The following is a 19,641-nucleotide window of genomic DNA, read 5'->3' on the forward strand; positions in this document are numbered from 1 at the left end:
CAACGTACAGGTTCGTGCTGCAAACCCGGTTTCGCCATCGTCGTTTAGAACTTCACGCCCAGATCGACCTTCGCGCCCTGGTCGACCGTGCCGCTGCCGAACTGGCCGGTATAAGACAGGCCAAGCGTCGCGTTGGCGGCGAGGTGCATATCGAACCCGGCCTCGATCACTGCGGCATCCCTGGCGATCGGCACGCCGGCGATGGTGAATTGATCGCCCCCGGCGAAGGCGAAGGCGGAGGTCGGCGTGACATCGCCGAAGGCGTGACGCCAGCCGAGCGTGCCGCGGGCGGTGGCGTCGATGCCGCCAAGCGCGAAGTCGGTCGCGCCGCGAAGGCCGAGCGTGGTGAAGCTGGCGTCGCTGTTTGTGCTGGCGCTGGTCAACGCCGCGGCACCACCCGTTTCGGTGAAGCCATCGGTGTGCACGCTGACATAGGCGAGGTTGGCGAAGGGCTCGAAATGGAAGCGACCGGCATCCGCCTTGTAAGCGAGTTCGCCGAACACTTGCGCGGTGCCGGCATCGTAGTCGGCTGATAATTGATCGGCAAAGCCGTTGAAAGCAACCGAGCGCCTGGTCGAGATACTGCTCCAGCTATAGGCCGCGCCGCTGCGGAAGGCGATGGCACCCCAGTTGGTGCCGCCATAGAGGCCGAGATGATAGCTGTCACCCTTGCCTGATGAATCGCGGTCGTCGGCATCGAAGGAGGAATGGCCGTAGCCGCCGATCAGGCCGACACGCCAGCCGCCGACCAAAGTATCGGCGCCGGCCAGCAAACCGCCGGTCGAGCGGTCGAAGGCGGCGGCATTGCCGTCGCTGTCGGTGTTGCTCCACGAACCGAACACCTGGCCCCAGACGGCGAAGCGGTCGGTATCGGCCGCCACCATTTCCGGTCCACCCTCGCCATAGGCGATGACCGGCAGTGCCGCAGCGCCGCCATCGCCAAAGGCGGCAGCGATGCGATTGCTGGCGGCGTCGCGGACGAAGCGGCTGTCTTCAAGCAGCATGCCCTTGGCCGAGGCATGGATTTCCCCGGAAAGCTGGTCGAAGGCGTCCTGGGCGGCTGCTTCGCTCGGCAAAGCAAATATGGCATCGAACAGCGGATTGCCGCTGCCAAGACTTTCGGCACCACCGCCGGTGGCGATCTGGTTTGGCGTCAGGCCGACCTCGGCGAAGGATTTTGCCTGCGTCGCGTCGAGATAGACATGCGTCGGGTCGTAACTCGCGGAAAGGCCGGTGAACGGGCCTAGGCCGCTGATCGTGTAGGTGCCGGTGACGCCCATGTCTGCCTGCAGCACGGTGTAATGCGTGCCCGCCACGTAAGGTGCCGCGTCGGTCTTGATCACGTCGAGGATCGCGCCGGCGGCGATGGTCGCCGTGCCCGTCGCGTGGATGAGATCGGCCTGGCCGGTCGAGGTCAGCTCGACCTGGTAGATCGAGCCCGCCGCCTGGTCGAGATTGCCGGCGACGTTGAGCGTGCCGATCGAATTGCCGGGTGCGATGATGCCGCCCGACCGCGCCATGACACCGCCCACCGTACCGTTGCCGCCCAAAATGCCGCCGAAGATCGTCACCAGCGAGTTGGCCAGCGAACCATTTACGGCCAACCGCCCGCCATCCACATTGGTAGCGCCGGTGAAGCCGCCCGAATCGGCGGTAAGGTTCGTCGCGCCGGCGATCTGGTTGATCGTGCCTGCGCCACCGATCGCCGACGCGAAGGTGTAGTTCGTATCGGTGTGGTTGAAGTTGATCGCACCCGCGCCCGGTCCGAACTGGACGCCAGCCGCATTGAGCGTACCCGCGGCCGCTGCTGGCGATCCGCTCGCCGCACCGATGTTGAGCGTGCCGACGGAACCCGCCATGGCGGCGATGTTGACCACGCCGCCGCTCGACACGGCGCCGCCATTGGCGATCGTCAGTGTGCCCGCTCCACTGACACCGACATCGAGATCTCCGCTGCTGGCCCATGTCGAGCCTGCGCCGCTGATTATTGCCGTGCCCACCGCCCCGGCGTCAAAGCCCAGATAGCCAGCAGCGCTGGAGACGATACCTCCGTTTGAGATCGCCAGCGTGCCGGTGCCGTCTTCGCCGACGGTCAGGTCCGAACTGTTTGCCCAAATCGAGCCGGCACCGTCGACCGCTACCGTGCCTACCGAACCTGCGGCGTAGCCAACCAAGCCCAAGCCATTGCTGACCACGCCGCCGTTCGAAACCGTCACCGTGCCCGTGCCATAGCCTCCGACATAGAGGTCCCCGCTGTTCGTCCACTTCGATCCCGCGCCGTCAACCGCAGCCGTGCCGGTCGAACCGGCAACAAAGCCGATATAGCCCCAGCTATTGCTGACCGTGCCGCTGTTCGAGATCGTCAGAGTACCCGTGCTGAAGCCGCCTACGAACAGGTCCGAGCTGTTGTTCCAGGCCGAACCCGCACCATCGACCGTTACCGTGCCGGTCGAGCCCGCCAATGTGCCCACATAGCCTGTGGTATCGCTGACCTTGCCGCCGTTCGAGATATTCAGCGTGCCGGTGCCCAGATCGCCGACGAACAGGTTGGAACTGTTTGTCCAGGTCGATCCCGCGCCGTCAACCGTGACCGTGCCGGCGGAACCAGAATCGAGACCAACGAAGCCCAGGTCACTGCTGACCGCGCCGCCGTTGAGGATGTTCAGTTCGCCGGTGCCGGCGAAGCCGACGATAAGGGCTGCGCTGGCCCAGCTCGAGCCTGCACCGTCGACCGTTGCCGTGCCGGTGGAGCCCGCAACGTTGGCCAAAATGCCGTTCTGATTGCTGACCGTGGCCTTGTTCGAAACCGTCAGCATACCTGTGCCCTGATCGCCAACGATCAGGTCCGAACTGTTGGTCCAAATCGAGCCTGCGCCGTCGACCGCTACCGTGCCGATCGAGGCGGCACCGTAGCCGACAAAGCCCGCGTCGCTGCTGACTGCGCCGCCGCTCGAGATCGACAGCGTGCCCGTGCCGAGCCCGCCGAGATACAGGTTTCCGCTGCTGTTCCAGGCCGCGCCCGTTCCATCGACGGACACGGCGCCGGTCGAGCCCGCAGAGTTGCCAACATAGGCCCAGGCATTGCTGACGACGCCGCCATTGGCGATAGCCAGAGTGCCGGTGCCGAAATCGCCCACAGTCAGGTTGGAGCTGTTGGTCCAGGTCGAGCCGGCATTTTCGACGAACACGCTGCCGGTCGAACCTGCCTTCGCGCCAATGACCGCCGCGCTGTTCTTGACGACCCCGCCGCTGGAGATCGCCAGAGTGCCGGTGCCGAAATCGCCCACAGCCAGGTTGGAGCTGTTGTTCCAGGTCGAGCCGGCGCCGTCGACGAACGCGAAACCGGTCGAACCTGCCTTCGCGCCGATATTCCCCGAGGCGTTGCTGACCACGCCGCCGCTTCCAACCAAGAGCGTGCCGCTGCCGCTATCGCCAACGAATAGATCCGAGCTGTTGGTCCAGGTCGAGCCGGAACCGGTGACCGTCGCGAAGCCGACAGAGCCCGTCAGCGCGCCGATCGTGCCGATCGCGCTGCTGACCGTGCCGCCGCCCAAGACCGTCAGCGCACCCTGGCCTTGGTCGCCGATGAACAGGTCGGAAGTGTTTGTCCAGGACGATCCGGTACCGTCGACCGCCACCATGCCGGTGGAGCCCGCGGCATAGCCCGCATATCCCACTGAACTGGTGACTTTACCGCCATTCGTTATCGTCAGCGTGCCGAAACCCGCGTTGCCGACCGCGAGCGCGGCGTTGGCCCAGGTGGAGCCAGCACCATCGATGGTTGCCGTGCCAGTGGAACCCGCCAGGTTGCCCAAAATGCCGCTCAGGTTGCTGACTTTGCCGCCGCTCGAAACCGTCAGCGTACCGGTGCCCTGATCGCCGATGAACAGGTGGGAAGCGTTTGTCCAGGTCGAGCCCACGCCGTCGACCGTGACCGTACCGTTGGAGCCCGCATGCCAACCTATGGTGCCCGTGGCATTGTTGACTGCGCCGCCATTGGTGATGTCCAGCGTGCCGTCGCCAAACTCAGCAATATAGAGATCGCCGCTGTTGGTCCATGTCGAACCGGGCCCGTTTACGGTCACCGTTCCGGTGCCCTTGCCGTAGCCCACATGACCCACGGTGTCGCTCACGACGCCGCCGTTCGAGATCGTCAAGGTGCCGCTGCTGTTGGTGCCCAAGGCAAGGAAAAGGTCCGAACTGTTGTTCCAGGCGGAGCCTGCTCCAACCACGCTTACCTCGCCGCTTGCGTCCGAAGCGTAGCCGAGATAGCCGGCGGTCCCGGCAAGTATGCCGCCATTCGTAATCGTCAGCGAGCCCGTGTAGCTTGCGATAGTGCCGACAAACAGAGTGTGCGCCGCTGCATTCGCCGCATCGATGACGGCCGGATTCGGGAACGTCGCATCGAGATAAACGTCATCGCCCGACGTCGGAACGGCGGCGGGGTTCCAGTTTCCGGCGGTAAACCAATCCGTGGAGGCCGCACCGGTCCAGATCTCGGCCGCCGTCGCGGCCATCGGCTGGCCGAGCCCGACCAGCGCCGTCGACGTCAGCGCCAGATATTTCCACGCGTTAGCCTTACGGCCACCAAAACCATTCTGCGGCATCCAAACCCCTGACATGACAGTCGTTTCACCCTGAGGCTGACATGTCATTGGAGCCCGGGCTTGTCTTGGGCAGGGCCGCACTGGAATTGGACTGGAGTGAAAAGCCGTGCCTTTTGCGCGCACTGTGGCAGTTCTGCGCCATCGATCGCGCAGGCGCGCCGCACCGGCCGCTCAAAGAGAGAATCGAACTCCCGCCGGCCGGCCACAGAAAATGCCGCAACTTATCTGGCGCTTGTCGGAGTGTAGCCGAAACGGCGACGGAAGCAGCGATTGAAATACGATACATCGCTGAACCCGCTCGTCATCGCGATATCGCTGACCCGCATGTCGCTGTGTCCCAGCGAGAGCATCCTGTGGGCGCTCTGCAACCGTAGCTCGAGAACGCGCTCGGAGAAGCTCACTCCCGTTTCCTGAAGGAGATCGTGGACGTAGCGCGCCGACAGGCCGAGCTTTTGCGCGACACCTTGAGCGGAAATGCCGGGGTCGGCGAAATCCTCGGCGATGCTTGCCAGGATCGCCTCCAGCCTGGCGGCGCGCAGGCCGCGAAGGCCGGCCAATTCGGCAGCCCGACCTTTCGCCCCGGTCACAAGGCCGATCAGGTCCACGATCGTATCCGTCGCATGGGCTATGAGATCGGCCGAGGCGAGCGGGCTGCCGCTTTCAAGAAGCTGGCAATAGCGCTTGAGAAGATCGAGGGCTTCGTTGTCGGCGCCGATCTTCAACCCCAGCCTGTCGTCGATTTGCGGGAAGGCGCGCATGAGGACCGCGCGGGGGACGACCACATTGGTCCAGATATTGCGGTCGGCACCGGTCATTTTCAGCGCTTCCGAAGCCGTGACGAGGACGGCTTCTCCCCGACCGACAGCATATTCGCGGCCGACCTGTGCGCCGGACAAGAGGGTGTCGGCGTTGTTGATCAGCAGCAAATAGCCATCATTGTCGTCCTCGGCGATGTTGCTCGCCTTCCTTGTCGCCTGCTTGATCGTTCCGGACATTTGTCCGAGAACCAGTGAACCGACAGCCGTGGCTTCGATCGAGGCCTCGAAGGGCAGGTTTTCCGATATGCCGTACTCCACCGACCATATTTCCGCGACGTGGATGTCCTGCCACAGGAAAAATCGCTCGCGTTCGTTAAGATGCGGTGGCAACCGAGCCGATGAAAACACCGTCTTTCGCGACAATGGAAAACCTCGATAAAGTATCCGCGCTTAAAAAATACCGATCGCCATACTTTCCATCGGCAGAATAACCGGCAACAGTGGCGGCTGGCATCAAGCAATCGAGTTGAATCTTAATCGAGATCAGCCAGGAGTGGCGTCATCCAAAAGTATGACGCCGCAAAATTCTCCGAGGCGAGATCGCAGTGTGTCTGGAGGCGTGGTGGAGAGGCTGAGCAGCGAAGTTCTTGGTTCCATTATCGGCGATATTTACGATTGCGTTTTGAACCCGGAAGGCTGGGCCGGCGTCATGACCCGGATCACGACCGCCATGGACGCGGCCTATACAACCATCGCGCTTGCCAGCACCGCCGACAATCATGGCCGCTTCGCCGCTCAATCGCCTTGGGATCCCGTGCAAATGCGCGTGCTCCAGGATTATGACTTTGACGCAATTCCAGGTCTGAAGACGGCGGTCGTCGGCGATGTCGACACGCCCGTCGCGACGCTGTCGTTGATGAGCGAAGCCGAACTCGGGCAGACGGCATTTTTTCAGAATTGGGCCAAACCGCAGGGATTGCGCGAAGCCTGCATCACCAAATTCGTCCACACATCGGACCGGATCGGGCTCATGGGTTGCACCACATGGGCCGACAGGGGGACCATATCCGCCGAAGACCAACATTTCCTGGCGTTGCTCTCGCCGCATCTGCGCCGTGCTTCCCTGATCGGAGACCTGCTCGACCAGGCTCGCGTTACCGCCAGCCTTTACCGCCAGGCGCTCGACAATCTCGCAGTGCCTGTCGTGCTTGCCGGCGCCAACGGGGCAATCCTCCATGCCAATGGCGCTGCCGAACGGATGTTGTCGGCGCAAGGTCCGATTCTTTCCAGGAATGGCCTGCTTCAGGCGCAGAATCCGGCGGTGGCCCGAGCCCTGCTCGAAGCGATCGCCAGTGCGGCGAGCGCGGATGCTTCGCTTGGCGCCCGCGGCATAGGACTGCCGATCTCGGCCTCGGGCCGCCCACCCGCCGTTGCCTATGTGCTGCCGCTGACCGAAGGAACCGCGCGCGCGGCTTTCCGGCCGGCATGCGCGGCTGTCTTCATATCGACCACGACGTCGGCTTCTCCTCTGCCGGAGGCCGTCCTGACCACGCTGTTCGACCTTACGCCCGCGGAGGCGCGGGTCCTGCTGCGGATCGGCAGCGGATTGTCGGCGTCGAAGAGCGCTTTGTCGCTCGGCATCGGCGAAAACACCTTGAAGACACACCTCAATCGTATCTTCGCCAAAACCGGGACGAGACGCCAAGCCGATCTCGTCAAGCTCGTCTCGGACATAGGCACGCCCCTGGCAGCGCATTAAGCGCGTCGAAGCTCATGCGGAACCAGGATTTTTCGCGGCGGCGGTGGCTTTTGCGGAGTATGGCCTTCATGCCCATCGTGTGGGTGGCGCATCGATAAGCCCATGTGGCGGGCATGACGATGACAATGAGGCTTGCCAGCTTTTGGGTCGGTGATGTGGGTGTCCTCGGGGTTGAGGCTCGTGTCTTTGATCTTAAAATGAGCAGCGATGTCGTGCTCCGTCATCCCGAGATCGAGCAGGAATTTGATCTTTGCCGCCATCCCCGCGCACAAACCGCTTGGCCCAATCCTGATTTCAGGCTGATCGGATTACAATTTCTCTCCGCCACCGGAACGCCTCTCTTTCCGGGGAATTGAAAGTCATACGCAGGATGATGCAGCGTGGTTTCTACGCCTCATGGATTTCAACGGGGTTGGCGAGTCGATGCGCTATTCCACGATCAGACGAACGATCAAGGAAGCACTCGTCTACAGATTTTCCCGCCCTCAGCCCCTGCGTCATCCAATGCAGTTCGTGGGCCCGGTGCTCGTCGTCGGTTCCGCCCCTGGATCGAACCGGCCCAAGGGATTCGACGAGAGCTTTTCGGTTCTCACCGTCAACGGTTCGCAGTCGGTGGCGAAGAAATGGGGCATCGCCAAGCCTGATGCGACCTTTCTTCAGTTCGCCCAGGTCGAAGGCAAGAACCAGAATGCGGTGGCCGTACGGCGCCTCCTCAATGGCGAAGAGACCGGCATTCTGCATGTGCTCCGCTGGCAGTGGGACGAGCAGCGCCTGCGCGATGGCCTTGCGGCATTCCACTATCGCTACGACCAGCTCCGGCTGGTTAACAAGTACCAGCGCATGGCCCTGCACGAAGCGGTCATGGGCACTCGCCACAGCGAGTTGGACAATGCGGGAAAGTTTTCGAACGGCATCACCGCCGTACTCTACGCGTTCAACAGCGGCGCGTCGGCTGTCGTCATCTCCGGCATCAATCCCAGCTCGACCGGCCATGACTACAACGAGCTCGGCTTGAGGAGGCTTCATAGCGACATGGACCGCTCGATCTTGCTGAAGCTTCACAGCCGTGGCGCTAAAATCTTCACGGCCGATCCTGAAGTCGCGGTTTCGACCGGGCTGCCGCTCTGGCAGGGCACCGCCATGTGCGGCGGCAGGATGTCGGGCTGACCTGTACGCCGGATATCTCGCCTACGGGCCGGCAGACGCCCAAGCGGTAATTGGCCGGGCGCGGTCCGATTGGCGGCTGGACGCGCTATTTCAAAAAGCCTGATGATTGGGTGGAAAGCGAAACTGTCCAGAAGCCCCGCAAGATGTTGATTTTGCTCACTTGATGTATGCCGCTTTCGGCAGTCATTGAGCGCCTGCTTGGGATCGCAGCGATGGTGGCCACGATCAATCATTTCGCCGTTGTCAATGCGTTTGGCGGCGAGACGAATGGTTCATGTGTGGCACCTGCCGTGCCGTTAATGTGGCCGACGAGGGTTGTGCATCGGGTTCGCCTGCGCCGCAAAAGCGTGGCGAGCGACCATGCGTGACCGTCCTTGAGGGGGCGGGTCATGTCGGTAGGCGGGGCTGATACTGGAGATTGGCGAGACGGTCGAGCTGCCAATCCCCTGCGCAGGAGATTGGCAGCTCCAAACCTCAGATCAACTTCTCCAGCGTGATCGGCAAGTCGCGCACGCGCTTGCCGGTGGCGTGGAACACTGCGTTGGCGATCGCAGGCGCCACACCGACGATGGGCAGTTCGCCGACGCCCTTGCCGCCGAGTACCGAGGAGTGCGGGTCGGGGATGCCGACCGAGATCACCTCGATGTCCGGGATGTCAGCATTGGTCGGCACCAGATAGTCGGCGAGGTTGTTGTTGACGATGCGGCCGTGGCGGCGGTCGATGATGCCTTCTTCCAGCAACGCCTGGCCGATCCCCATGATGATGCCGCCCTTCCATTGGCTTTCCGCCAGCTTCGGATTGTAGAGCCGTCCCGAATCCAGCGCCGACACGACGCGCGAGACGCGCACCGTGCCGAAATCCTCGTCGACCCGCACCTCGATGAAATGCGCGCACCAGGAGTGACGGGAATAGTCGCCTTCCGTGTGCGGCAGCGCCATGGCGATGGTGGTGTAGTTCTTGTAGCGGTCCTCGGCGCTCGAGTTGGCCGGCATGGTATCGCCTGTCGCCTCGATGCGGTCGCGGCCGACGCTTTTGAGGAGCTCGGCGATCGACACGTCGGGGCCGTCGCCGCGCGGCGAGGCGATACGGCCATTGGCGACGACCAGCGTGTTGGCCTGCAGCGCATGGAAGGGCGAGCGCGGGTCGCTGATCGCCAGGCCGACAAGCTGGTCGAGCGCCGAGGTAGCGGCCTTGTAGACGGCACCGGTCATGACGCCGGCCAGGCGCGAGCCGCCTGCGACGCCGGCGCGGGGAAAGCGGGAATCGCCCAGCTTCACCACGACGTCGTCGGCCGGCACGCCGACCGTCTCGGCCGCCGTCTGCGCCAGGATGGTGTAGGTGCCCTGGCCCATGTCGATCGAGGAGCTTTCGACCTCGACCGAGCCGTCGGCCAGGATGCGCACGATCGCCTCGCCATAGGCGCGCCGCACCGGGTAGGTGCCGGCGGCCACGCCCCAGCCGATCAGCTGGCTGCCGTCGCGCATCGAACGCGGCTCCGGTGTGCGCCTGGCCCAGCCGAAGCGCTCGGCGCCTGTGGCAAAAGCCTCGCGCAACTGTCTGGTGGACCAGGCTTTTTTCACTTCCGGATCCTGCTCGGCATAGTTCCGCAGCCGGATCTCCAACGGGTCGATGCCGACTTCGTAAGCGAGCTCGTCGATGGCGCTTTCGATGCCGAAGGCCGAAGGGTTTTCGCCCGGCGCGCGCATGGCGCCCGGCACCACGGAATTTACCCGCACGACGTTCTGCCGGGACGAAAAGTTCGGCGTCGCGTACATGATCGAGGTAACCGAGGCCAACGGCTCGACCCACATGCCTTCGATCGACGTCTCGTTGACGCCCCGATGCACGATCGACTGGATCTTTCCTTCCGCGTCGGCGCCGAGCGCCACCGTCTGGCGCGTCGCGGCGCGGCCGCCATAACCGGTGAAGGTCTGCGGGCGCGTCATCACCAGGCGCACCGGCCGGCCGAGCATTTTTGCGGCACTCGCGGCAACCGCGCCGTGGCCGAGCGCCAGCGCCTTGGACCCGAAGCCGCCGCCAATATAGGGCGAGACCAGCCGCACATTCTCGAACGGCACATCGAACCATTCGGCATAGGTGCGCGCCATTCCGTCGAGCCACTGGCTCGGCTCCCAGACAGTGAGCCGGTCGCCATCCCAGCGGGCGATCAGGCCGTGCGGCTCCATCGGCGCCTGATATTCGCGCGGCGTGTTGTAGGCGGCGCAGATCCGGACGGGAGCGGACGCAAAGGCAGCCTGCGCGTCGCCCCATTCCTTGGTCATGGCCTCTATCGGAATGCCGTCCCCGGCTTTGGCATCGTTGAGGTCGACGATGGCCGGCGTCTCGTCATAGTCGACCTTGACCAGGGCCGCTGCCGCGACCGCCTGCTCGAAGGTTTCCGCTACCACGGCGGCGACATGCTGGCCTGAAAAAGTGATGTCACGCGCCAGCGGGCAATAGGGCTTGTCGGGCGGGGGCATGCCGAACCAGTCCGACGCGGTTTTCAAGGCGATGATGGTGTCCGGCGTCAGCACTCGCAGCACGCCGGGCGCCGCCTCAGCCTGCGCCGTATCGATGGCGCGCACCTTGCCGGACGCGATCGTGCTGTCGACCAGCACGGCATAGGCCAAGCCTTCGAGCTGCTGTTCGACGGCGTATTTGGCCGCACCGGTGATCTTGGCCGGGCCGTCGACGCGCGACAGCCGGCCTCCGACGGCTTGTGCCAGCACGCCGTCGGAGGCGTCGCCATGTCTTGCGATGTGAACGGTCATGCCGCTTCTCCCAGTTTGAGGATCGCTCTGGCCACCACGCGCGGCGCGAGCTCGATCTTGTAGTGGTTGGCGCCATGGTCGACGGCGCCCTCGACGGCGAGCAGGCTGGCCGCGCGGACAGCCTCAGGCTCCAGCACCTTGCCTTTCAGCGCCTCTTCCACGGCGCGCGCCCGCCAAGGCTTGGTGGCAACGCCGCCGAGCGCGACGCGCAGGTCGCGGACGGTGCGCCCGTCGGCCTCAAGTTCGAGGCCGACGGCGGCACTGGCGGCGGCGAACTCGTAAGACTGCCGGTCGCGGACCTTCACGTAGGTCGAGCGGCGGGCGGCGGCGGATCCGGGGATTTCGATGGCGGTGATCATCTCGCCCGGTTGGATCGCGTGTTCCTTCTGAGGCGTGGTGCCGGGCAGCAGGAAAAAGTCGTCGACCAAGACGCGACGTTCGCCGAGATGGACCACCGCATCGAAGGCGACCAGCGCGGTGGCGAGGTCGCCGGGATACGTGGCGATGCAGGCCTCGCTGGTGCCGAGCACCGCATGGCCCCTGGTGACGCCGCCGATCGCCGAACAGCCGCTGCCGGGCTCGCGCTTGTTGCAGGCGGCAAAATTCGAGGGATCGCGGAAATAGGGGCAGCGTGTGCGCTGCATCAAATTGCCGCCGACGGTTGCCATGTTGCGGAGCTGCGCCGAAGCCGCCTGCCACAACGCCTCCGAGACGGCGGGAAAGCCACCCTTGATGCCGGCATGGTCGGCGACATGGCTCATCCTGGCGAGCGCGCCGATGACGGCGCCGCGCTCGTCGATCTCGATGGTATCGAGCCCCTTGAGATGGGTGATGTCCACCAGGCTATCGGGCTCGGCGACGCCGCATTTGGCGAGGTCGATCAGCGTCGTGCCGCCGGCCAGCAGCATGGCGCCGGGCAGGGCGGCCGCCTGGCGTGCGGCGTCGACCGATGTGGCGCGAAGATAGGAAAAATCCCTCATGACGCGGCCTCCAGCGCTGCCTGGCGCACGGCGGCGACGATGTGCGGATAGGCGCCGCAGCGGCAGAGATTGCCGGCCATGTATTCGCGGATCTCGTCATCGGAGCCGGCATGGCCTTCGCGGATGCAGGCGACCGCCGACATGATCTGCCCCGATGTGCAATAGCCGCACTGGAAGGCGTCCTGGTCGAGGAAGGCAGCCTGCACGGGATGCAGTTCGCCCTCCCGTGCAAGCCCCTCTATGGTGGTGACGGTGCGGCCTTCGGCCTGTGCCGCCAGCGTCAGGCAAGCCAGCACGCGCTCGCCGTCGACATGCACGGTGCAGGCGCCGCACTGGCCGTGGTCGCAGCCCTTCTTGGTGCCTGTCAGGCCGAGGCGGTCGCGCAAGGCGTCGAGCAGCGTGACGCGCGGTTCGAGGTCCAGCGTATGCGGCTGGCCGTTGATATCGAGATGGACGGGGATTGTGGTGTTCGTCATGGGCGTCTGGCTCCAGTTGCTTGACGCTGAGGGAAATGAAGTGGTGTCGGGGCGGGGAAGGGCAAGGCCGGAGGCGGAGCGGCGGAGAGCGCGATCTTCCTCGCAAGAGGTGAGATTGGCAGCCTCGCGGTCACGGCCACTCTCCAGCGAATATCGGCTTTGGCTTGCAAGCTTTCAGCACGTGACATACCGGTTCCCTTGATTATATGATAAAGGTGCTCCACTAAAGCGGAGGCGCCTCCGTTTATTACGTGGGGGCTGACCCGATGGGGTTCAAGCCCCATATTTCGACAGTGGAGAAAAAATTGGCTGCAGAGCCGTCCGCCATCCCCGACCAGAAGACCGCAGGGGCCAAGCCGCTGCGCGCCGACGCGCAGCGCAACCGCGACCGGCTGGTCGAGGTGGCGGCCTCGGTCTTCGCCGAGCGCGGGATCGATGCCTCGCTGGAGGAGATCGCGCGCCGCGCGGGCGTCGGCATCGGCACGCTCTACCGGCATTTCCCGACACGCGAGCATCTGGTCGAGGTGGTCTACCGCCGCGAGGTGGAGGGGCTGTGCGCGGCTGCCGGCGAACTGGCGGCAAAGCATCCGTCCGACGTCGCGCTGGAAGAATGGATGCGGCGCTTCGTCGACTATATCGCCACCAAGCGAGGGCTTGCGACCAGCCTGCGCATCCTGTTGACGGCGAATGCCAATCTCTATTCCGACACGTCGGGTCGGGTCTCGGCGGCGTTGCGGCAATTGGTCGAGGCGGCGGTGGCCGACGGCACCATCCGTGGCGATGTCGACGCGTCCGACGTGCTGCATGCGCTGGGCGGCATCTATTCGGCGCCCGACACCCCGGATTGGCGCGATCGCTCGCGCCGGCTGGTCCGGCTGCTGATGGACGGATTGCGGTTCGGCGCCGCCAAGGCTAGGTGAGGGCGACTTGAGACTGGCCTGCGGCTAGCGGGCACGTCCGCGATTTGGGGGCATCTTATGTATGTGGGCCGTTCCTACAAGGTGATGGATTTCGCGCTCTGGTCGCGGCGCAGCGTCATCTACATGGTGGTCGTCAGCGGACTGGCCGTCGCGGCCTACCGCCTTCCCGGCCTTGCTGGGTTCTCGGTGCCATGGTCTGTCGTGCTGGTGCTCGGCACCACGGTGTCACTGGTTGCGGGCTTCAAGAATTCCCAGGTGTTCACCCGCAGCGGTGAAGCGCTGCAGGCCTTTGCGCAAATCACGGCCAGCAGCCGGTTGTGGTCCAATTTCTGCAAGGACTTCACCGACGCCCCGACGGCGAAGCAACTCATCTATCGCCACATCGCCTGGATGACGGCGCTGCGTTTCGCGCTGCGGCGGCCGATGCCATGGGAATCCATGGCGCGGGCCGCCAATATCGAATATCGGCGGCGTTACCATGTCCAGGAGGATAAGGGCTCGATTGCCGACGAATTGCGGCCGTTGCTGGCCGAGCAGACCGGGGACGTCCTGAAATCGCCCCGCCCGGCGATCGCCTTGCTCGAAATGCAATCGGTGCAGGTCAATGGCTTGTTCAAGGACGCCAAGATTCCTCCGCAGGTCTATGGCGAACTGACAAAACTCATCCGCGACTTCCACGACCAGCAGGCGCGCTGCGACCGCATCAAGAACAATCCCTATCCCCGCCAATACGCCATCGTCAGTTCCATGTTCGTCATGATCTTCTGCACGCTGTTGCCGTTCGGCGTCGTGCCGGTCTTCGCCGAGATGGGCAAATTCGGCGGGGCGCTGGGCTCGATCGCGATCTGGCTGACGATCCCGTTCAGCACGCTGCTGGGCTGGGCATACATGTCTCTCGACCAGGTCGGCGAGAGCAGCGCCAACCCTTTCGAGGGCAACGCCAACGATGTGCCGATCTCGCAGATCTGCCGCGACATCGAGATCGAGATGCGGACCGGGCTCGGCGAGGTCGACCTGCCCGCGCCATTGCTGCCTGTCAACGACATCGCGACGTAAAAGCCAGCGCGCTTGGCGGCGATGAGCAGGGCGAACGGCCGGCGTCATTCCGCCTGGGCGGCGCGCCGGCTCCGTTGTCGAAGCGTCAGGTCTTTTCGGGCGTGCACCAGGGGCAGCCCTTGGCGGGTTGCGACGGCTCGTCGCCCCGCCGTGTCGGCTCCGCCTCGATCGGCTCCCGTGTGTCGGGACCGTGCGTCTCGGTCGTCCGTGTCATGGTCCTTCTCCTTGATGGTTGCATCGGCGATTCAAACTGCTTGCGCAATGCTCTGTTTTTGCGGTGCTTTCTCCAAGCGCTTTGCTTTGTCCCGGCCCGCCTGCCTGTTGGAAATCATGCGCAACCAGGGCGCCAGATGGAAGGCGCTCATCAGCAGGTACATGGCCGGCATGCCGGTGAGCGGCGAGGACGTGCCCATGCACAGCATCGCCGCATCGCCGCCGAAGATGCCGGCCAGCAGCGCCATCAGGGCGAAGGTCGGCGCGGCGGCGAGGCCCAGCCAGTCGGCGATGCCGAGGCGGGCCGCGTCCTGATCGGGAATAGGGTGGTCGGCTGTGTGGATGTCGCTCATGTCTTGCTACCTCGGTCGCGTAGTGGCGAGGACCTGGAAGGCTGTGGCCTTCCCGGAAAGCTGTCGCCTTGCGAAGAGCGTCCGGCCGCGCTTGCGCGGAGCCGGCGCTCTAGCCAGGCTCTACTGGGCGTCCTTGTTGCGGAACGCCGCCTCGCCGGCAGCAGACACTTCGTCCCATTTCTTGTCCGGCGCGGTGTCGGCGTCGTAATTGTCGCTCCAGTTCCACCATTTGTAGGTCGGGGTCTGCGGATAGCCTTCGGGCGAGTCCTCCCAGACCTCCTGACGGCCGAGCGGCGTGGCGTCGAGATAGCTCCAGACGGTGCCCATCGCCTCGTCGCCGCGGTTGTTGATCAGATAGGTGCGGAAGATGCGGTCTCCGTCGCGGATGAAGACGTTGTGGCCGTGCCATTCGTCGACGCCGAAATCTTTGTCGAAGCTGTCGGTGATTGTGTACCAGGGCATTGCCCAGCCCATCCGCTTCTTCAGCCGCGCAATGTCGGCCTGCGGCGCGCGCGAGGCATAGGCCAGCGTGGTGTCGCGGGCGTTGAGATGGGCGAGGTTGGAGACCTGGTCGGCGCCCAGCGAGCAGCCTCGGCAGGCGTGATCGGGCCAGCCATACACACCCGGCTCGAAGAAGGCGCGGTAGACGATCAGCTGGCGGCGGCCCTCGAACATGTCCAGCAGGCTCGCCTTTCCGTTGGGTCCTTCGAACGTGTAATCCTTCTCGACGGCCATCCACGGCATGCGGCGGCGCTCGGCGGCCAACGCGTCCTTGGCGCGGAGCGTCGCCTTCTCCTTTACGAGCAACTGCTGGCGCGCCGCCTCCCATGCTTGCTGGGAAACGATCGGCGGTGTGTGCATCTGCTTGGTCATGGCTTTTGCCTCGCTGTTCCGGTTTGATGTGACGGGACTGACATAGCGCCGGACAGCGGGATGGTGAGAGTTACAAGTGTGGCGGGATTCGCCGTGGCGGGATTTTGATGGATTCGCTGATCACGGCCGCGGGGCTGTTGCTGGCGGCGGGTGATCCGCTCGGCGCGCTCGACCGCGTGGCGCTGCGCGAGGACGCGCCGGCGCTGGCGCTGCGCGGCATCGCCATGGCGCAGCTTGGCGATCTCGACCGGGCCAGGGCGCTGCTGCGGCGGGCGGGGCGCGCCTTCGGACCCAGGGAAGCGGTGGCGCGCGCCAGGTGCGTCGTCGCCGAAGCCGAGATCGCGCTGGTTTCGCGCGACCTCGGCTGGCCGGCCGAGGCGCTCGATGCGGCGCGGGTGACGCTGGAAAGGCAAGGCGACCGGCTGAACGCCGCGCATGCGCGGCACCTGGAAGTGCGGTTCCTGTTGCTGATCGGCCGCCTCGACGAAGCCGAGCAGGTGCTGGCCGGGCTCGATGCGACGCCCTTTCCGCCGGCCTCGCGGGCCGCGCACGAGCTGGTCGTCGCCGGCATCGCCATGCGGCGCCTCAGGACGAAGACCGCGCGCGCGGCACTCGAGCGGGCACGGCACGCCGCATGGCGGTCCGGCATTCCGGGACTGATGGCCGAGGTCGACAGCGCGTTCCGGGCACTGGCAACGCCGGCGGCACGGCTGATCGCGAACGGCCAGGAGCGTCCGCTGCTGCTCGAGGAGGTCGAGGCCTTGCAGGCATCGGAAGCGTTGGTGGTCGACGCTCTTCGTCATGTCGTGCGCAGGCAGGAGGCGCTGGCCTCGCTGGCGACGCGCCCGGTGCTGTTTGCGCTGGCGCGCGCATTGGCCGAGGCCTGGCCCGGGGACATGCCGCGCGCGGCGCTCATCGCCAGGGCCTTCGGCGGCCGGCACGCCGACGAATCGCATCGCGCCAGGCTGCGGGTCGAGATCGGCCGGCTGCGCGCCGAGCTGCGCGGGCTGGCCGGCATCCAGGCGACGAAACGCGGTTTTTCGCTGGCGCCGAAAGGGGGCGGCGAGGTGCTGGTGCTGGCGCGGCCGATCGAGGAGCGACATGCGGCGGTGCTCGCCTTCCTCGCCGACGGCGAAGCCTGGTCGAGCTCGGCGCTGGCGCTGGCGCTCGCATCCAGCCAGCGCAGCGTGCAGCGCGCGCTTGAACAGCTCGCCGAGACGGGCAAGGTGCAATGGTTCGGCCATGGCCGGGCGCGCCGCTGGATGACGCCGCCGGTGGCGGGTTTCACGACCACCTTGTTACTCCCGGCGCCGTTGCCGAACGGCTAGGAATGGATCATTCGATCAAAGGCGAGGATGAAAAGAGATGAAACATGCAGCGGCCGAGATCCTGCGCGAATACGGCCCCTTCGCGGGCGTGGACAGCGTGCATGGCGTGAGCTTCGACGGGCAGAACGTCTGGTTTGCCTCGGGCAAGGGGCTCACCGCCTTCGACCCTGAGAGCGGGCAGGCGGTGCGCTCGATCGATGTCGCCGCGCATGCCGGGACGGCTTATGACGGCCACTATCTCTACCAGCTCGCCAAGGACCGGATCCAGAAGATCGATCCCGACACCGGCACGGTGCTGTCCACCATTCCGGCGCCCGGCGGCGGCGGCGATTCCGGCCTCACCTGGGCCGAGGGCACGTTGTGGGTGGGGCAGAACCGCCAGCGCAAGATCCACCAGATCGATCCCGAGACCGGGGCGGTCCTGCGCACCATCGAATCCAATCGCTTCGTCACCGGCGTGACCTGGGTCGATGGCGAGCTGTGGCACGGCACCTGGGAAGGCGACCAGAGCGACGTGCGGCGCGTCGACCCGAAGACCGGAGACGTGCTGGAACGGCTGGACATGCCACCCGGCAAAGGCGTATCGGGGCTCGAATCCGACGGCGGCGACCGCTTCTTCTGCGGCGGTGGCCCGGGCGGCATGGTGAGGACCGTGCGCCGGCCGAAATGAAAGCTGATCTTCGCGGTGAGCTCACCTGCCGGCGCCTGCGACAAGCGACAGGAGCATCGCCTGTGTCGATCACACATTCGGCAATTTGTCCGCCGCCGGCTGGCCGTCGTCCGATGCCGGGCCTAGATAGGCTGGACCAGCTTTACAAAGGACCAGACCATGCCTGAACAGATTTCGTTGAACGACGGCTCGACCATTCCCCGGCTCGGCCTTGGCGTGTGGCAGGTCGATCCCGCTATCACCGCCAAGGTGGTGGGCTGGGGGATCAAGGCCGGCTACAGGCTGATCGACACCGCCGAAGGCTACCAGAACGAGAAGAGCGTGGGGGAGGCGATCCGGAGCGCGGGCGTGCCGAGAGGCGAGCTGTTCATCACCTCGAAGCTGCGCAACGGCGCGCACCAGCGCGATGCCGCATTGCGCGCCTTCGAGGATACGATGGACAAGCTCGGCATCGACCAGATCGACCTGTTCCTCATCCACTGGCCGGTGCCCAGCCAGGACAAATATGTCGAGGCCTGGCAGACATTGGTCGAGCTGCAGAAGGCTGGCCGGATCAAGTCGGTCGGCGTGTCGAATTTCAACCGGGATCACCTGGAGCGCATCATCGGCGAAACCGGCGTCACGCCCGCCGTCAACCAGATCGAGCTGCATCCGCGCTTCCAGCAGCGCGAGATCAGGGAGTTCCATGCCCGGCACAACATCCATACCGAAAGCTGGAGCCCGCTCGGCAGCGGCAGGCTGCTCGGCGACGCGACCATAGCAGGCATCGCCGCAAAGCACGGCAAGTCCGCGGCGCAGACGATGATCCGCTGGCATCTCCAGGAAGGGCTGATCGTCATCCCGAAATCGGTCCACCAGGACCGCATATCAGCCAATTTCGACGTCTTCGATTTCGAACTGGACGCGCAGGACCTGAAAGCCATCCGCGGCATGGATTCAGCCGACGGCCGCGTCGGGCCAAACCCTGCGACGGCGGCGTTCTTGTTTTGAGGTCACCAAGGTTTTTACTCTACGGCGGCCCCCTCTGTCCTGCCCGACATCTCCCCCACGAGGGGGAAGATTGGCTGTCGTGAATGCTTTCGCCAATTTTCAACTTTGAAAAATGTGGCGCTGGAGCCAAAGCTGCCGATCTCCCCCCTTGTGGGGGAGATGCCCGGCAGGGCAGAGGGGGGCGCTGTCCCGCCGGCGTCTCAGGGTGGCCCGCCCAGACCTGCCGCGATAACGATATGCTGGCAGACATTGTCTATGTCGCGGATGACATCGTCATTCCAGAAGCGCAAGACGATCCAGCCATCCTGTTCCAAGCGTTTGGTTCTGGCCTCGTCAGCATTTGCACGACCGGCGTCGCCGTGCTGCGAGCCATCGACCTCTGCAATCAACTTTTTCTCCGGGCAGGCGAAGTCTACGATGTAGCCGGCGATGGGGAATTGCCTGCGAAAGCCCAGGCCCATCAGCCTATGCGCACGAAGCTCATTCCAGAGCTTTGGTTCGGCATCGGTCATGATCCTGCGCATCGATTTCGCGTTAGCGCGGTGTTTTGGGGGCAAGGGTGTGTGTGGCATGGTGTGAGGTTGCTTGAGCTGAGGTTATGACGACAACGTTTTTACTCTACGGCGCCCCCCTCTGTCCTGCCGGACATCTCCCCCACGAGGGGGGAGATTGGCAGCTTTGACTTCAGCGCCACATTCTTCAACGTTGAAGATTGGCGA

At 64.8% G+C, this 19,641-nt stretch carries 17 protein-coding genes; 8 read left to right on the forward strand and 9 right to left on the reverse strand.

Features of this window, described 5'->3' with window-relative positions; genetic code table 11:
* Positions 1 to 44: 44 nt before the first annotated feature.
* Both LB566_RS10315 and LB566_RS10320 read right to left on the reverse strand, forming a co-directional pair.
* On the reverse strand, positions 45 to 4,607 hold the full coding sequence (locus LB566_RS10315; protein WP_224624336.1) for an autotransporter domain-containing protein: 4,563 nt from the start codon (positions 4,605 to 4,607) through the stop codon (positions 45 to 47).
* Positions 4,608 to 4,828: 221 nt separating this feature from the next.
* Positions 4,829 to 5,533: a helix-turn-helix transcriptional regulator gene (locus LB566_RS10320; protein ID WP_411910467.1), complete on the reverse strand. Its 705-nt coding sequence runs from the start codon at positions 5,531 to 5,533 to the stop codon at positions 4,829 to 4,831.
* A 541-nt stretch (positions 5,534 to 6,074) separates the two neighbouring features.
* Here LB566_RS10320 and LB566_RS10325 point away from each other — a divergent pair.
* The 3 genes from LB566_RS10325 (at position 6,075) to LB566_RS10335 (ending at position 8,291) form a co-directional block, all read left to right on the forward strand.
* Positions 6,075 to 7,124 carry a helix-turn-helix transcriptional regulator gene (locus tag LB566_RS10325; protein WP_224624337.1) on the forward strand — a complete coding sequence of 350 codons (1,050 nt, stop codon included), beginning with the start codon at positions 6,075 to 6,077 and terminating at the stop codon, positions 7,122 to 7,124.
* A gap of 113 nt (positions 7,125 to 7,237) precedes the next feature.
* A complete protein-coding gene (locus tag LB566_RS10330) occupies positions 7,238 to 7,480 on the forward strand; it encodes a hypothetical protein (RefSeq protein WP_224624338.1) in 243 nt (80 codons plus the stop codon).
* Between the two features lie 67 nt (positions 7,481 to 7,547).
* Entirely contained in the window at positions 7,548 to 8,291 is a 744-nt protein-coding gene (locus tag LB566_RS10335) for a membrane-anchored protein (RefSeq protein ID WP_411910468.1), read from the forward strand.
* A 474-nt stretch (positions 8,292 to 8,765) separates the two neighbouring features.
* Here LB566_RS10335 and LB566_RS10340 read toward each other — a convergent pair whose 3' ends face one another.
* Genes LB566_RS10340 through LB566_RS10350 form a run of 3 tightly spaced genes read right to left on the reverse strand, consistent with a single transcriptional unit; the run spans position 8,766 to position 12,519 of the window.
* Positions 8,766 to 11,063, reverse strand: coding sequence for a xanthine dehydrogenase family protein molybdopterin-binding subunit (locus LB566_RS10340; RefSeq protein ID WP_224624340.1), 2,298 nt, complete (start codon positions 11,061 to 11,063; stop codon positions 8,766 to 8,768).
* Complete coding sequence (locus LB566_RS10345) at positions 11,060 to 12,043, reverse strand: FAD binding domain-containing protein (protein ID WP_224624341.1); 984 nt, start codon at positions 12,041 to 12,043, stop codon at positions 11,060 to 11,062. Before LB566_RS10345 ends, LB566_RS10340 begins: the two co-directional genes overlap by 4 nt.
* Positions 12,040 to 12,519, reverse strand: coding sequence for a (2Fe-2S)-binding protein (locus tag LB566_RS10350; protein ID WP_140552266.1), 480 nt, complete (start codon positions 12,517 to 12,519; stop codon positions 12,040 to 12,042). Before LB566_RS10350 ends, LB566_RS10345 begins: the two co-directional genes overlap by 4 nt.
* Before the next feature lie 305 nt (positions 12,520 to 12,824).
* On the opposite strand from LB566_RS10350, the gene LB566_RS10355 reads away from it, so the two are divergent.
* A complete protein-coding gene (locus LB566_RS10355) occupies positions 12,825 to 13,439 on the forward strand; it encodes a TetR/AcrR family transcriptional regulator (RefSeq protein WP_224624342.1) in 615 nt (204 codons plus the stop codon).
* A 57-nt stretch (positions 13,440 to 13,496) separates the two neighbouring features.
* Complete coding sequence (locus LB566_RS10360; RefSeq protein WP_224624343.1) at positions 13,497 to 14,495, forward strand: bestrophin family protein; 999 nt, start codon at positions 13,497 to 13,499, stop codon at positions 14,493 to 14,495.
* An 85-nt stretch (positions 14,496 to 14,580) separates the two neighbouring features.
* Here LB566_RS10360 and LB566_RS30320 read toward each other — a convergent pair whose 3' ends face one another.
* The 3 genes from LB566_RS30320 to LB566_RS10370 form a co-directional block, all read right to left on the reverse strand.
* Positions 14,581 to 14,709: a hypothetical protein gene (locus LB566_RS30320; RefSeq protein ID WP_263498082.1), complete on the reverse strand. Its 129-nt coding sequence runs from the start codon at positions 14,707 to 14,709 to the stop codon at positions 14,581 to 14,583.
* 31 nt (positions 14,710 to 14,740) lie between these two features.
* The gene (locus LB566_RS10365; protein WP_224624344.1) at positions 14,741 to 15,061 is read right to left on the reverse strand and encodes a hypothetical protein; all 321 of its coding nucleotides are present in this window, start codon (positions 15,059 to 15,061) and stop codon (positions 14,741 to 14,743) included.
* A 120-nt stretch (positions 15,062 to 15,181) separates the two neighbouring features.
* On the reverse strand, positions 15,182 to 15,934 hold the full coding sequence (locus LB566_RS10370; RefSeq protein ID WP_224624345.1) for a DUF899 domain-containing protein: 753 nt from the start codon (positions 15,932 to 15,934) through the stop codon (positions 15,182 to 15,184).
* Between the two features lie 107 nt (positions 15,935 to 16,041).
* Between LB566_RS10370 and LB566_RS10375 the strand changes: the two genes are divergently transcribed.
* The 3 genes from LB566_RS10375 to LB566_RS10385 all read left to right on the forward strand — a co-directional run bounded on the left by LB566_RS10375 (position 16,042) and on the right by LB566_RS10385 (position 18,922).
* Positions 16,042 to 17,262, forward strand: a complete 1,221-nt coding sequence (locus LB566_RS10375) for a helix-turn-helix domain-containing protein (RefSeq protein WP_224624346.1) — start codon at positions 16,042 to 16,044, stop codon at positions 17,260 to 17,262.
* Between the two features lie 37 nt (positions 17,263 to 17,299).
* Positions 17,300 to 17,932: a DUF5074 domain-containing protein gene (locus LB566_RS10380; RefSeq protein ID WP_224624347.1), complete on the forward strand. Its 633-nt coding sequence runs from the start codon at positions 17,300 to 17,302 to the stop codon at positions 17,930 to 17,932.
* A 159-nt stretch (positions 17,933 to 18,091) separates the two neighbouring features.
* On the forward strand, positions 18,092 to 18,922 hold the full coding sequence (locus tag LB566_RS10385) for an aldo/keto reductase (RefSeq protein WP_224624348.1): 831 nt from the start codon (positions 18,092 to 18,094) through the stop codon (positions 18,920 to 18,922).
* A 200-nt stretch (positions 18,923 to 19,122) separates the two neighbouring features.
* On the opposite strand, the gene LB566_RS10390 is transcribed toward LB566_RS10385, so the two are convergent.
* Positions 19,123 to 19,494, reverse strand: a complete 372-nt coding sequence (locus LB566_RS10390; protein ID WP_224624349.1) for an endonuclease domain-containing protein — start codon at positions 19,492 to 19,494, stop codon at positions 19,123 to 19,125.
* Positions 19,495 to 19,641 lie beyond the last annotated feature (147 nt).

It is taken from the genome of Mesorhizobium sp. CA13 (assembly GCF_020165235.1).
Taxonomy (GTDB): Bacteria; Pseudomonadota; Alphaproteobacteria; order Rhizobiales; family Rhizobiaceae; genus Mesorhizobium.